The organism is Myxococcales bacterium (genome assembly GCA_022184915.1).
Lineage (GTDB): Bacteria > Myxococcota_A > Polyangia > Fen-1088 > Fen-1088 > JAGTJU01.
This window is the reverse complement of the sequence record JAGTJU010000005.1, coordinates 523,118-537,362: the sequence shown is the minus strand read 5'-3', so window position 1 is coordinate 537,362 and position 14,245 is coordinate 523,118. Positions and strand designations below refer to the sequence as shown.

At 67.6% G+C, this 14,245-nt stretch carries 12 protein-coding genes; 6 read left to right on the top strand and 6 right to left on the bottom strand.

Annotated features, from left to right (window positions below; all coding sequences use genetic code 11):
* Nucleotides 1–19: 19 nt before the first annotated feature.
* Nucleotides 20–835, bottom strand: a complete 816-nt coding sequence (locus tag KA712_20755; GenBank protein ID MCG5055403.1) for an AraC family transcriptional regulator — start codon at nt 833–835, stop codon at nt 20–22.
* Nucleotides 836–1,003: 168 nt separating this feature from the next.
* Between KA712_20755 and KA712_20750 the strand changes: the two genes are divergently transcribed.
* Nucleotides 1,004–2,473, top strand: coding sequence for an arylsulfatase (locus KA712_20750; GenBank protein MCG5055402.1), 1,470 nt, complete (start codon nt 1,004–1,006; stop codon nt 2,471–2,473).
* Between the two features lie 16 nt (nt 2,474–2,489).
* On the opposite strand, the gene KA712_20745 is transcribed toward KA712_20750, so the two are convergent.
* The 4 genes from KA712_20745 to KA712_20730 all read right to left on the bottom strand — a co-directional run bounded on the left by KA712_20745 (nt 2,490) and on the right by KA712_20730 (nt 8,336).
* A complete protein-coding gene (locus KA712_20745; protein ID MCG5055401.1) occupies nt 2,490–3,239 on the bottom strand; it encodes a hypothetical protein in 750 nt (249 codons plus the stop codon).
* A 387-nt stretch (nt 3,240–3,626) separates the two neighbouring features.
* Nucleotides 3,627–4,868 carry a hypothetical protein gene (locus KA712_20740; protein ID MCG5055400.1) on the bottom strand — a complete coding sequence of 414 codons (1,242 nt, stop codon included), beginning with the start codon at nt 4,866–4,868 and terminating at the stop codon, nt 3,627–3,629.
* Nucleotides 4,869–4,904: 36 nt separating this feature from the next.
* Complete coding sequence (locus KA712_20735) at nt 4,905–5,780, bottom strand: transglutaminase family protein (GenBank protein ID MCG5055399.1); 876 nt, start codon at nt 5,778–5,780, stop codon at nt 4,905–4,907.
* 6 nt (nt 5,781–5,786) lie between these two features.
* Nucleotides 5,787–8,336, bottom strand: coding sequence for a circularly permuted type 2 ATP-grasp protein (locus KA712_20730; GenBank protein MCG5055398.1), 2,550 nt, complete (start codon nt 8,334–8,336; stop codon nt 5,787–5,789).
* Nucleotides 8,337–8,561: 225 nt separating this feature from the next.
* On the opposite strand from KA712_20730, the gene KA712_20725 reads away from it, so the two are divergent.
* The 5 genes from KA712_20725 (at nt 8,562) to KA712_20705 (ending at nt 13,809) form a co-directional block, all read left to right on the top strand.
* Nucleotides 8,562–10,043: a circularly permuted type 2 ATP-grasp protein gene (locus KA712_20725; protein MCG5055397.1), complete on the top strand. Its 1,482-nt coding sequence runs from the start codon at nt 8,562–8,564 to the stop codon at nt 10,041–10,043.
* Nucleotides 10,040–11,023, top strand: a complete 984-nt coding sequence (locus tag KA712_20720; GenBank protein ID MCG5055396.1) for an alpha-E domain-containing protein — start codon at nt 10,040–10,042, stop codon at nt 11,021–11,023. The genes KA712_20725 and KA712_20720 overlap by 4 nt, the downstream gene beginning before the upstream one ends.
* Nucleotides 11,024–11,166: 143 nt before the next feature.
* Nucleotides 11,167–13,329, top strand: a complete 2,163-nt coding sequence (locus KA712_20715) for a heavy metal translocating P-type ATPase (GenBank protein ID MCG5055395.1) — start codon at nt 11,167–11,169, stop codon at nt 13,327–13,329.
* Nucleotides 13,326–13,532, top strand: coding sequence for a heavy-metal-associated domain-containing protein (locus KA712_20710; GenBank protein MCG5055394.1), 207 nt, complete (start codon nt 13,326–13,328; stop codon nt 13,530–13,532). Before KA712_20715 ends, KA712_20710 begins: the two co-directional genes overlap by 4 nt.
* Nucleotides 13,522–13,809: a metal-sensitive transcriptional regulator gene (locus tag KA712_20705; protein MCG5055393.1), complete on the top strand. Its 288-nt coding sequence runs from the start codon at nt 13,522–13,524 to the stop codon at nt 13,807–13,809. Before KA712_20710 ends, KA712_20705 begins: the two co-directional genes overlap by 11 nt.
* On the opposite strand, the gene KA712_20700 is transcribed toward KA712_20705, so the two are convergent.
* Entirely contained in the window at nt 13,806–14,192 is a 387-nt protein-coding gene (locus KA712_20700; GenBank protein MCG5055392.1) for a hypothetical protein, read from the bottom strand. The two genes, KA712_20705 and KA712_20700, sit on opposite strands and share 4 nt — an antisense overlap.
* Between the last annotated feature and the right edge of the window lie 53 nt (nt 14,193–14,245).

Below are 14,245 nucleotides of genomic sequence, written 5' to 3'. Positions count from 1 at the left end.
TTCCCTCGCTCTTGGGAGCTCACGTGTTCGTGCGGGCCAGATACGTGCGGGGGGCGACTCCCATGAGCTCACGAAACACACGGTTGAACTGCGGGTAGCTTCCGAAGCCCGCGGCCAGCGCCGCCGCCAACATCGTGAGGTTTTTTCCATGCCCGTACGCCTCGAGGAAGCGCTGAATGCGCATGCGGTTGCGAAACTCGACCAGGCGTACGCCCATCTGCTGATGAAACAGGCGGCTCAAATAGCTCGGGTTTTGCCGCGTTTTGCGTGCCAGGGTGGGCAGGTCCATCTCGCGGGTGGAGAGCAGTTCGACCACCTGTTCGACTGCGGGATGAAGCGCCGTACCCGCAGGCCCTGCGCCCGGGCCTTCGCTATACATCATCCAAGCCGTGGCGGTGGCGTGGAGCAGGCCGCTGTTGAACACGTCGTCGTGTGCCTGATGCGTGAACACCTGCTGGAGCAGGGCGGCGAGCAGCCGCGTGTCGTTCGGCGCGAGCGCCCGACAGAAGTGCCCCGGCGGGTTCCCATGGCGCAGGACCTTTGTTGCCTCGGGGGAGACCAGGTGCAAAAGCGCGTCTTGCTTGATGATCCAGACCCACATCACGAAGTCTTCGGAGGTGTGACACAGCGTGTGCTCTTGCTCCGGAAACAGCCAAAATATGCTGTGGCGATGGATGTCGTAGCGCCGGTTCCACACCCGATAGGAGCCCGACCCGCGTACCACAAGATTGACTTCGAGCTCTGCGTGCCTGTGCACGTACGACATGGGCGCGATGCCGTCCCGGAACCAAAGCCGACCGTAACGCTGGGCAGGGATGTCGAAGTCCTCGTGCATGGGGCGGGCTCATCATAAGGGCAGAGGCCCTGGCGGGCGAGCCCCCGGCCGTGAAGGCCCGCGAACGAGCCGAGTAAAAAAATGCAATGTTTGGGGCGTGCCCACGCGGTGACGACGCATCGGTCTTCATCGACCGAACCGATTAGCCTAAACTTCAGAGTCTTTCCCATGCTTCGCTACCAAGCCTTCGTGATGCGTCTTTATGGTCCGCTCCTGGGGGCCCTCTGGGCGTGGGGAGGCTGCGCGACGGCCCCGCCCGCCCGCCTGCCCGAACCTTCGGCTTCTGCGGCGGCGCGGCCCCGCAAGGCGCCGAACGTGATCTTCATCATGGCGGACGATCTCGGCTATGGGCACCTCGGCAGCTACGGGCAAACGCGCATAGAGACCCCTCACCTCGATCGCATGGCGGCCGAGGGCATGCGGTTCACGCAATACTACGCAGGCAGCAAGGTGTGTGCGCCCTCACGCAGCGTCTTGATGACGGGCTTGCATACGGGCCATACCTCGGTGCGTGACAACTCGGGCGCGGTGCCTCTTTTGGATGAAGACATCACGCTGGCCGAGCGTTTGCGGCCGCTGGGCTACAAGACGGCGCTCTTCGGCAAGTGGGGACTTGGTGACGTGGGCAGCGCCGGTGTCCCTTGGCAGCAAGGCTTCGACGAATTCTTCGGATACCTCCACCAAGTGCACGCGCATTACTACTACCCCGCCTTCCTCTGGCATAAAGCCGAGAAGGTCGCGTTCCCCGAAAACGCCGATGATCGCAAGGGCCGCTATGCGCACGATGCGATCATGGACGAAGCCTTGGCCTGGCTCGAGCGCAACCACGAACGCCCCTTCTTTCTCTACCTGCCGGTCACCATCCCTCATACGGAGCTGCAGGCCCCCGAAGACGCGCTGGCCGCCTACGCGGGGCGGTTCCCCGAGCCCACGCCGTTCGTGGGCACGCACCATCTCGCGCCGCAGCCTCGCCCCCGCACGGCGCTCGCGGCCATGATCTCACGCCTGGATCGCGACGTCGGCCGCCTGCTCGCCCTCCTGCGCAGGCTCGGCCTCGCCGAAGACACCGTGGTGTTCTTCACCAGCGACAACGGCGCCAGCGACGACATGTCCGATGCCACCTTCTTCGCGGCCAACGGACCGCTGCGGGGCCACAAGCGGGAGCTTTACGAAGGAGGCATTCGCGTCCCCCTGATCGTGTGGGGCCCGTCCCGCATTCCCAAGGGCCGCGTGAGCGCCCACGTTTTTGCGGCGTGGGACGTGTTGCCCACCCTCGTGGATCTGGCCGGGGGCGAGGTGCCCGTGGGCATCGATGGGGTCTCGGTGCTTCCCACCTTGACCGGCGGTACCCAGGCGGAGATGCCGTTCCTTTATTGGGAAGCGGGTGGAGAGCGGAAGCTGGCCCAAGCGGTGCGCCACGGGTCCTGGAAGGGGCTGAGGGTCGAGCCCGGGGCCCCGCTGCGCCTCTTCGATCTCCGGGTGGATCTGGCCGAGGCCCACGACGTCTCGGCCCAGCATCCCGAGGTCGTCGAGACCTTGGAATCCTTTCTCAGACAGGCCCGCCGCCCGCCACGCCCTTATCCACCGACGCTGCCGCTCTACGACTACGAACGCAAAGCCACAGGCTTCGTGAACTGAGACGGCCTAGCCTTCGTCACCGGGTGATGTCGGCGCGGCGCCGCCATCTCTCGGCGAGCACCACGGCGGTGGCGGCCGCCACGTTGAGGCTCTCCACCTGACCCGAGCCTGGCACCGCCACGTTCAGGTCCGCCAGGCGCGCCACCTCGGGGGGAAGGCCCGCGGCCTCGCTTCCCACCATGATCACAGCTTGCGCGGGCCACCGGGTCTCGAACACGCTGTGCGCCGCGTGGCTCGAGGTGGCCACCAGCGTGAAGCCGGCCGCGCGGCAGGCGCCGAGCGCCTCTCGCCATCCCTCCACGGCCACCACGGCCAGCGCCTCGGCGCCCCCCTGGGCTGTGCGCAGCGCTGCGGGCGACAGCCGTCCCCCGGGGCCCAGCAAAACCGCGTTCACACCGAAATGCGCCGCGGTTCGCAGGATGGCGCCCACGTTGTGAGGGTTGGCGACGTCCGTCAGGGCGACGAAGGTCCGCGTCTGCCCTCGGCCCTCGGACAGCAGGCCGGACAGGGTGCGCGGCGGGCGCGGTCGAACCAGGAAGCAGACCCCCTCGTGGTGTGTGCTCTCGGTCAGGCGCTCGAGCTCGTCGTTGCTCACCACCTTGTAGGGGCGTCGTTCACGCGCCAGCGCTTGCAAGATGTCACCGAGCAGCGCCACGCGATCGTCGCGGAGGAACACCTTGAGCACCGCGTCGGGGCGCGTCGCAAAGACCGCGCGACAGGCGTGAAGACCACAAACTTTCACCTCGTCGCGGCGGCCCCGTTCCATGCGCGGCCACCTTAGCAGGTGGTCTGCCGAACGCCCTCGGGACCCGCGAGGGGTTGGCCGTTACGCGTAGGCTGACGTGGGGAGGCCCGCCGACATTGGGCCGATCCGCCCTCATGTCGGGGGATCTGTGGCCCGGTAAATTCTCATACTACATTGAAATTATTGGGAATTTTATGTCTTTGGCCGTCGCCTCATGTTACCTTCTGGGCCACGGTGGGAGGGACGGGGCGTGGGGGCCCACAGGGCGGAGAGGGTGCAGGGGTGGGGCCGAAGGGAGGCGCGGGTGAATCGCCCGGTGAGGGGCGGGTCGGTGGCGGTCCGGGCGAGGCGGCGGGGGCATGTCGACGGGGTCGACGTGTCCCCGGCGCCGGGGGTGACTCGTGGCCCTCAAGGTCCTGGCAGGGTGTATGCCAGGGACATCGCGTAGACGTAGGCCACCGCCAGGGCGAGCCCAGGTTCCAAGAGCGGCTCCGCGTCGATGAACTTGCGCGGCACCATGCCTAGCCGATCGAGGCGTGGGTGCAGGCTAAACACCACGCGTGCGCCTCCTGCCTGCGCCCGCGCCACGAAGGCCCACACGGCGCCCGTGCCGGAGCCCGCGACGGCTTCGGCACGCAAGGTCTTCCCGGCCGTCACGTCCCAAAGCGCGTCGAAGTCCAGAAACGGAAAGCTGCCGTCCACCTCCCAGCGTTGTCGGCTGCCCTCGCGTCCCCCTTCCTGTGTCCCCACCGGCGTGCTGGCGCGGATGTGCTTCCAGCCGGGCAGCGCGCGCCAGCGGTGGGGCTCGGCCAGGGCGGCCAGGGCGGCCTCGGGCGACAAAGGGGTGTCGAACGCCACCTCGACATGGGCAAGCCGTCCATTCGGCCTCCGCACCACGAGCCCCACGGGGCCCGAGAACGCGGGCCCGACCACGGCCAGGTGGGCGGGCAAGGCGTGCAGGGGCGGGGGCTCGCGCGGCGCCTGTGGCCAGCGGGGCAGCCCCTCTGCCTTGGAAAGTCCCAAGGCAGTATCTCGAGGGGCGAAGAGCGCGCTCATGCCCTCGAGCAAAACGTAGGCGGCAGCGGCGGTCATGGCGGGCTCCGCCAGAGGGCTGCGCCCGGCGATCCTTCGGGTGGCCCAATTAGCCTGCGCGGTGTTCGCGGTTCCGGTCAACACCAAGAGGCTGGCGTCGGGCGCGAGCGAGGGTGTGTGTTGCCAGGTGAATGCGCCCGGCGCAAAGGCGCCTTCCTGCATGCGAAGCTGCACGCTCGTACCGAAGGGCTTGAGCCACAGGGACCCCGCAAGGTTCCAAAGCGGCACCTCGAGTTCCCAGGCCACTTTGCGGTCTACCCCATCGCCGCGCGGGTGCGTGCCCACGTCTGCCACCCGCACGAACGACGGGATCGCCTGGGGGTAGGCCTCGGGCCGGGCGAGCTCGGAGAGGAGGGCCTCGCGAGACGTCGCCACGTGGCGGGCCATCCAAAGGGTGTTGTCGGCCGCCGGGCCGAACGCGACAAAGACCGTCCCCGCGGGCAGCGCTGCCAGCACCTCGGCCGCCACCTCGGGCGAGGGCCAGCGCTCCGCCACGGCCTCGGGTGCCCCCGTTGCCACGGCCGCCACGAGCACGCCCAGCGCGGCACGTTTCCGCATGCGCCAAGCTTGGCAGATCCGCGCCCGCGCGGCGGCTCAGGACTGCGGTTCGACGTCCACGGACACGGCCACCCGGTGCTGCCCACCCCCCAAAATCACCCCGCGTACGGGCGCCACGTCGCCGAAGTCGCGCCCCACGGCCACCTGTACGTGCTCCCCACCGGGAACCACGTCGTTCGTGGGATCGAAATCCACCCAGCCGAACTCGGGCACGAAGACCGAAAGCCACGCGTGCGAGGCGTCGGCGCCCACCAGGCGCGGCCGCCCGGGCGGCGGGCGCGTCAGCAGGTACCCGCTCACGTAGCGCGCCGCCAGGCCCAGGCTGCGGAGGCAAGCGATCTGCAAATGCGCGAAGTCCTGGCACACACCCCGGCGCAACCGAAACACCTCGGCCACCGGCGTGGCCACCGTGGTGGACGCCGGGTCGTAGGTGAAGTCTTCGTGGATGCGCCGGGTGAGATCCGCCACCGCCTCGAGCAAGGGCCGCCCGTTCGGAAACGACGTGCGTGCGTACTCGGCCATGCTGGCCGACAAAGGCGCGTAGGGGGAGTCGAAGGAAAACGCGTAGGCCGAAAGGATGTCCGGCCGGCGATCTTTGGCGAGGCGATCGCGCACCTCTTGCCAGGGTTGGCCCGAAAACGGCAGGCTCTGCTCCACGGGCAGCACGTCCACGAGCGCGCGCGAGAGCACCACGAGCTGCGTGTGCGGCTCTTGAATCGAAAAGTAAACGCAGCGGTTGCCATAGGCGTCCACGCGTTCTCGGCGCAACGCGGGCTCGGGAGAGATGACGAGCTCACGCGACAAACACGTCTGGGTGCTGCTGTTGCGGGGCACCAGGTGCGCCATGTGGTGCGACACACTCACCGGCTCGGTGTAGTGGTACGCGGTTTGGTGTTGGATGCGCAGTTTCACGGCGGTTCACAGGGGGCGATCGAAGGCGTTGGGATCGAAAGCCAGCTGGCGCGACACGGCCGAATGGCTGAGGTACTGGCCGCTCAATGCATCGGAAAGCGCGGGCAGATCGCGCAGCAGCCGTTCGATGAGTTGGTGAAGGGCGGGCCGCTCTCCATTGGGGGCGGCCGCACAGAGGGTTTGCACCTCGGCCAGCCGCAGGGCCGTCAGCCCTGCCAGCGCCAGCTTTTGTTGAGACGAGCGCTGTGCATCCGGCCCCTGTTCGGGCAGGGCATCCATCTGATCGACGAGGCATTGCAGCTGAAAGGCCACCGAGCGCGGGTTCGTTTCATCGGTGAGCAAGAGGTCCACGGCGGGCCCCACCTCGAGGCGCGTCGGGTAGCGGCGCCGGTAGGTGATGCCGCTGTCCGCAACCTCCAGCGTGGCTTCGAGCAAGCGCTCCTCCTGACGTGAGGCCCGCGTGAGCGTTTTCGTGAGCAGCAAGGCCATGGTGTTGGCGCGCTCGAGGCGGCGGCCGAGATCCAGGAACCGCCAGGCGTGCCCCCGGGTCATGCCGTCCATCGCAAGGCCCGCGAACGCTGCGAGCGTGAGCACCATGCGATCCATGGCGTGCACCACCTGCCCGAGGTCGGGATCGCCCTGATCGGGTGGGGTCTGTAGCTCGTCTTCGAGTGCGAGCAGAATGCGGAAGGTGTCGGTGGAGAGACGATCCCGGACCATGCGCGCCAGCTGCGTCGTGGCTTGCACCACGTGCCCGAGCGAGCCCGGCCACTCCCGCGACCAAATCGAACGGGTGACGGCCGCCTCGGCGCCGAGCCGCGCCGGAAAGGTGACGCCCAGCGATTCGGCCAACACTTGGAGCAGCCGTGCCTGGGCTTCGTCGTCGTTTTCGTCGCCGGCCTGCTCCATGCGCCGGCTGGCGATCACGCGGCAGAGGCGGGAGATGCCCTCGGCCCGCTCGGCGTAGCGGGCCAGCCAGAACAAGTTGTCGGCCACGCGGCTCGGCAGATCGCCGCCGCCGCGCGATAGCGGCGTCGCCAGCGTGGCCGGCGGCAAGAGCGAAAAGCTCTGGACCGGCCCTTCGCTCAACACCCAGGTGTCCTTGCTGCCGCCCCCCGCGCGCAGGGACACCTCGAGCGCATCGGGCCGAGGCCCGACGCGGGTCAAACCGCCGGGCATCACGTCGAAGCGATCGGCCGAGGCCGTCAAGAACGCGCGCAACACCGCGTGCCGTGGCTGCGGGCCTTCGGCCAAGAGCTCAGGGGTGGTGGACAGCGTCAGCGGATCCTGCGCGATGTACGCTTGCGGATGAGCGCTGATCTTCGCGGCCAGCTCTTGCCTTTGCACTTCGGAGAGCAGGCCCCCGAACTGGGGCACGGCAGGCCCGCTCGAAAACGCGGGCTTGATCACCAGCTGGCCGAGCCGCTCGAGCACGAAAGCGCGCGACTTGGCATCGCCACACCAGTACGTATTTACCGAAGGCGTGCGCAGCTCTTCCCCCAAAAAGCGCCGGCAGATGCCCGGCAGGAAGGGAAGCAGCGCGGGGCTGTGCACGAGCCCCGTGCCGAGCGGGTTCGCGATGGCCACGTTCCCGTCGCGCACCGCTTGCAGCAAGCCCGGGATCCCCGCCGGAGCCTCGGCCCGGAGCTCCAGAGGGTCGCAGAGCACGTCGGGTACGCGGCGTACGATGACATCCACCCGCTGCAAGCCGCCCAGCATTTTCAGGAACACGCGGGCGTCACGCACCGTCAGGTCGCCGCCCTCGACCAGGGTGAAGCCCAGGTAGCGCGCCAAATAGGCGTGTTCGAAATACGTGGGGTCGTGGGGCCCGGGCGAGAGCAAGACCACCCGCGGTTGGTCATGGGGCCGCGGGGCCAAAGACAGCAACGTCTCTTTATAGGTGTTGAAGAAGGAGGCCAGGCGCTGCACGCGGCACTCGCGAAACACCTCGGGCCAGGTGCGGCCGATGATGATGCGGTTTTCGAGGGCGTAGCCCGTGCCCGAGGGCGCCTGGGTGCGATCCGCCAGCACGCGGAAGCTGCCATCCGGCACGCGCGCGACGTCAGCGGCGTAAAGTGGCAGCCACCGCCCACGTGGGGGCAGCATGCCCTGGCACGCTCGCAGAAAGTTGGGGTTGCCGAACACCAGGGCGGGTGGCAACAGGCCCTCGGCCAGCAGATGTTGGGGCCCGTGCAAGTCGGCCAGAACCAACTCGAGGAGGGTGGCCCGCTGACGGAGGCCCTCGGCCAGGGGCGCCCACTCTTGCTGGCTGAAGACCGCCGGCAAGGGGGAGAGCTTCCAGGGCCGGTCCTGGGCGCGCTCGTCGCCGTAGAGAATGAAACTGATGCCGTTTTCGCGGATGAGCCGCTGGGCCTGGCGCCACCGGCGCGACAGCTCCGTCGTCCCCAGGGTCTCCAGGCGATCCAGGAGGGGGCGCCACACGGGGCGAAACTCGCCCGAGGCTCCCCGTAGCTCATCGAAGGAGTCCGCGGCGCCCCGATAGTTGCCGAACAACCCTTTCGGGGCGGGACCTGGCAGGGTGGGAGGGCGGCTCATGGGGTCATTCGGAGGATCGGGGAAGGGGAAAGGGGCGCGGGTTCACCCCCCCGATCCACGAGTTGGCAGAGCGGATACACGTGTCGCGAAGCGGGGTTAGGCACGAAGCGCTTTCTAGCGAGGATAAGGGGCAAACGTAACTGCCATGTTTCCAAATGGTTTATTATTCGTAAAGGTCGGATTATATTGCTGAATTAGAAAAAGCAGGCTCTTAGACTCGAAGCCATGGAGCTTCCGCCCGATTCCCTTCTTGCCCAGTATAAGCCTCTTCCCGACGCTTACGACGAGCTCGTTGACGGCCAGGGGCGCCCACGCGAGCACGCCGAGGTGGCGGTGCGCCTTTTGGGGGGCCTCAGCCCCGAAGCTTTCCGGCAGCGCCAAGACTTGGCCGAGCTTTCGCTCATCAACCAAGGCGTGACGTTTTCGGTGTACTCGGATAACCGCGGCACCGAGAAGATCTTTCCCTTCTGTATCGTGCCGCGGGTGATCGCAGGCCGCGAGTGGGCCGAGGTGGAAAAGGGCCTCAAGCAGCGGATGGCGGCGCTCGAGCTCTTTCTGGCAGACATCTACGGTGATCAACGCATCCTGAAAGAGGGCGTGATTCCCCGGGCGATGGTGACGGGCTCGAAGAGCTTCATCCCTCAGCTGTGTGGCGTCCATCCGCCGAAGAACGTGCGCATCCACATCGCGGGCGTGGATTTGATCCGTGACCCTCAGGGCACGTTCCGGGTGCTCGAGGACAACCTGCGCACACCTTCGGGGGTGTCGTACGTGCTCGAGAACCGCGTGGTGACCAAGCGTGTGTTCCAGCACGCGCTCGAGCGCTTGGGCGTCCGGCAGGTTGACGAGTACCCCACGCAGCTGGCGAAGACCCTGAGGTCCGTGGCGCCTGGGTCTGATCCGACGGCCGTGCTGCTCACCCCGGGGCCCTTCAACTCGGCGTACTTCGAGCACACCTTCCTTTCGCGCACCATGGGCGTCGAGCTCGTCGAGGCAAGCGATCTTTTCGTCGACGACGACAAGGTCTATGTACGCACCACGTACGGGCCGCAGCGCGTGCATGTGATATACCGCCGCACCGACGATGCGTTCCTGGATCCTGCCTTCTTCCGTCCGGACAGCATGCTGGGCGTGAGGGGCCTCATGAAGGCGTACATCAAGGGCAACGTGGCCCTCGTGAACGCGCCCGGCAACGGCGTCGCCGACGACAAGGCGATCTACCCGTACGTGCCGGACATGATCAAATTTTATCTCGGCGAGTCGTCGTTGCTCGAGCAAGTGCCCACGTACAAGTGCATCGCCGAGGACGATCGGCAGTACGTGCTCGAACATCTCGGTGAGCTGGTGGTCAAGGCGGTCGACGAGGCGGGCGGCTACGGTATGTTGATGGGACCGCAATCCACGCGCACCGAACGCGAAGAGTTCCGGCGTCGCATCCAGGCCGAGCCGCGCAAGTACATCGCCCAGCACCGGGTGGAGCTTTCCACATGTCCCACGTGGGACTCGGACCGCCACACGCTCGGCGCGCGCCGCGTGGACCTGCGGCCTTTCATCCTGACGGGCGCCGTGCAAGGGGGCCTCGGCTTCGAGTCGTGGGTGCTGCCGGGAGGATTGACCCGCGTGGCACTGCGCGAAGGATCGTACGTCGTCAACTCGAGCCAAGGTGGTGGCTCGAAGGACACCTGGGTGCAAAAGGACATGCCATGATCGCTCGTGTCGCCGATAACTGCTTCTGGTTCGGACGCTACGTAGAGCGCACCGAGAGCACCGCGCGCCTTTTGCAGGTTACACGGGCGCTGTCCTTCGACGCCGAAATCTCGGTGGCCCAGTGTTGGCAACCGGTGGTGATCGTCTCGGGAGAGTACCCCGCTTTTTTGCGCAGGTTCTCGCCCGAACAGGCGGGCGATGCGCGCTTGGTTCAGGAGTACACCACCTGGGATCACGAAAACCACGTGAGCCTGTGGTCGACGATCCATGCAGCTCGCGAGTGTGCGCGCACCATCCGTGACGTGCTCTCGGCCGAGGCGTGGGAAGAGATCAACGAGCTTTACCTGTGGCTCTCCCAGCCGGAGTCGCGCGCCGAGTACGAGCGCAACCGGGACGAGTTTTACCGCAAAGTGCGCCGGACGGGGCAGCTGTGCCTGGGCTTGGTGCGCAGCACGATGCTGCGAGAGGCGCCGCTGGCGTTTCTTTGGCTGGGGGTGATGCTCGAGCGGACGGCGCAGGTGGCGCGCATCCTGGACATGCAGCACCACACGCTGTCGGGCGAAAACCCCCACAAGATCGTCGATCTCAACCTCTGGTTGGCGTTGCTGCGCGCCTGCTCCGGCTTCGAGCCCTTCATGAGGCGCTACCGGGGTCAGGTCTCGCGCAGCGGCGTGCTGGACTTCCTCCTGTTCGAGGGCACGTTCCCGCGCTCGATTCGCTACTGCCTCAATTCGTCCATGAAGCTCGTTTCGGAGCTGTTTCCCGGCGCGGCGAAGGATGCCGGCAGCCCTGGGCACGCGGCCTACGCCCGGTTGGCGGCGCTGACGGCGTGGCTCGACGAGCGCCGCAGCCCGGGCCTGCGTCACGGCATCCACGAGCTGCTCACGCGGATGGTGGACGAGAGCGCCGCGGTGTGTGGGCTTTTGGCCCACGACATGCTGGGACCTCAAACGGTGGCGAAGAGCGAAACGGAACAGTAGCGGCGGGTGGGCCGGGCTGCCCCTCGCCCCTAGACGCGCCGAGACCTTGCTCAAATACCCCTTGGGGGTATACTTGGAAGGTGACGTCTTCCTCTGAGCCCGCCGCTTCGCCCCAAAGCCACGTCGACTTCACGCTCGAAGGCATGACCTGCGCGGCCTGTGCGGCGCGGATCGAAAAGGTGCTCGGCCGCCGGCCCGGTGTGACGGCGGCGGTCAACTTCGCCACCGAGCGTGCGCACGTGGTCTTCGATCCCGCGCAGCACAGCGTGGCCGACCTCGTGGCCACCGTGCAGAAGGCGGGCTACGGCGCCCGCGTACTGGACGGCGATGCGGAGGAGGTACAGCAGGAGCAGAAGGCGCAAAAAGCCGAGGCCGAGCGGCGCGAGCGCAGGCGGTTGTACCTGGCGCTGGTATTCACCGCGCCTTTGCTGCTGGAGATGGTGGCGATGGCCACGGGTGTGCACGCGCTCATGCTGCCCGTGTGGTGGCAGCTGCTGCTGGCCACCCCCGTGCAGTTCGTGGCCGGCTCACGCTTTTACGTGGGCGCGTACAAGGCGTTGCGCGGAGGCGCCGCGAACATGGACGTGCTGGTGGCGCTCGGCACCTCGGCGGCTTACGGGCACAGCCTCGTGACGGTCATCGGGAGCCTCGAGGGACACGTCTATTTCGAGTCATCCGCGGTGATCATCACCCTGGTCTTGCTCGGCAAGATACTGGAAACGCGTGCCAAGAGCCGCACCTCCTTCGCCATCGAGGCGCTCGTACGCTTGCGGCCGCAGCGCGCCCACGTCTGGCGCGAGGGCCAGTACGTGGACGTGCCCCTGGCCGAGGTGAAGGTGGGCGACACCTTCGAGGTGCGCCCGGGCGAGAGCGTCCCCGTGGACGGTGAGGTGCTGGAGGGGGGCTCCAGCGTGGACGAGGCGCTGCTCACGGGCGAAAGTTTGCCCGTCACCAAGGCCACCGGCGCCAAGGTGTACGCCGCCACCGTGAACGGCAACGGCCGGCTGCGTTGCCGCGCGGGCTCGGTGGGAGAGGCCACCGTGCTGGGGGCGATCATCCGCATGGTGCAAGCCGCCCAGGGCTCGAAGCCGCCGATACAGAAGTTGGCGGACAAGATCGCGGCCGTGTTCGTGCCGGTGGTGCTTGCCCTGGCGCTGGTGACTTTCCTCGTGTGGTGGGCGCTTGCAGGCTGGGGCGTGGCGTTGGTCAACGCGGTGGCCGTGCTGGTGATCGCCTGCCCCTGCGCGCTCGGGCTGGCCACTCCCACCGCGATCACGGTGGCCATGGGGGTGGGCGCGCGCTTGGGTGTACTGATTCGCAACGCCGAGGCGCTCGAGCGGGCCGCCGGCGTTCAGCTGGCGCTGGTGGACAAAACCGGCACGCTCACCCAGGGCGCTCCCGCCGTGGTGGGCGTGAGGTCGTTTGGAGTGTCCGAGGCGGAGGTGCTCCGCCTGGCGGCCGCGCTCGAAGCGCCTTCCGAACATCCTCTGGCGCGCGCGATCAAGGCGCGGGCCGCGGGCCTTTCGTGGCCCGGCGTAGACGTGTTCGAATCGCTCACCGGCTTCGGGGTGCAAGGCGTGGTGGAAGGGGAGCCCACCTGGCTGGGCGCCCCTCGCCTGGCGGAAGCGCGAGGCGCCCCTTTGCCGGAAGACGCGCTCGCCGCCTTCGACGCCCAGGGTGCCACCGTGGTGGTGTTGGGGCGGGGGCCGTCCGTGCTGGGCGTGATCGGCATCGCCGATCCCGTGCGCCCCGAGGCGCATGCCTTCGTGGAGGGCCTGCGCGCCGAGGGCATCGACGTGGTGATGCTCACGGGCGATCGGCGGCCCACGGCCGAGGCGATCGCGCAGCAGCTGGGCGTCACGCGCTTCGAGGCCGAGGTGTTGCCGGCGCGCAAGGCAGAGGCCGTGCACGACGCGCGGGCGAGGGGCCAGGTGGTGGCGATGGTGGGCGACGGCATCAATGACGCCCCTGCCTTGGCCGCTGCCGATGTGGGGATCGCCATGGGCGCGGGCGCCGACGTGGCCATCGAAACGGCCGACGTCACCTTGATGCGCTCGGATCCGCGCGGCGCGCTCGACGCTGTCAGGCTGGCGCGGGCCACGCTGCGCAAGATTCGTCAGAACTTGTTCTTCGCCTTCGTCTACAACGTGGTGGGCATCCCCCTGGCGGCCCTTGGCGTGCTCAGCCCCGTGATCGCGGGCGCGGCGATGGCGGCCAGCTCCGTTTCGGTGGTCAGCAACGCTCTGTTGCTCCGCCGTTTTGCCGGCACGGCCGGCGCGACCCCCAAACAAGGAGAGACGAGATGAAAACGACGAGCATCAAGGTCGAAGGCATGACCTGCGGTGGCTGCGTGGCCAGCGTGACCCGTGCGCTGCAGGCGGTTTCGGGCGTCAAGGACGTCAAGGTACAGCTTGCGCCCGGGCAGGCCGACGTGACCTTCGACGAAATGCTGGTCGACGAGCCGCAGCTGCGCGGCGCCATCGAGGATGCGGGCTTCGATGCCGCCTGAAAAGCCGCAGGTCGTGCAGCCCGACAAGGCGGCGCTTCTCAAGCGCCTCTCGCGCATCGAAGGCCAGGTGCGGGGGCTCGCAAAGATGGTGGAAGAGGATCGCTACTGCGTCGACGTGCTCACGCAGGTGGCCGCCGTGCGCTCGGCGCTGTCATCCGTGGCCTTGGCGTTGCTGCGCCATCACACGGAAGGCTGCGTGAAGCACGCCATCAGCTCGGGTGAGGGCGATGCGGCCATCGACGAGTTGATGTCCGTGGTGGCGCGGCTGTCCGGCTAAGGCGCTTCGGGGGATGAGCCGCCCGCCCTCGTGCTCTGCGAAAGACGCAGGGTGTGCGCCCGGCCTTCCAGCGCATCGGCACCAACAACGTCGCCCCTGGCGCGAAGCTGCTGCGCGTCCGCTTCCATGACGAGAGCAAACGCTTCTATGCGCTCCGGGCTTCGCAACAGCATCGCCATCGACGAAACGTTGAGGCGTGAAAGCTCGTCGTACTCAACGTTCAACAGCTCGCCACAGAGGCTGCGCACGTCCTCCTGGGATTGTTCGGGCGGCTGTCCCTCGTGAAGGACCTTCTTCACGAGCGCTTCGAGAAGCTGCTTGAGCTGCCGAACGAGGTAATCTTTCTCTACGGCGGCAGGGCCTTCTTTGCGTGAACCAAACATGCTCCAGGCTTCCTCGCGGGATCGTCTCTCCCACGTCTACGAGGCGGCCAGGG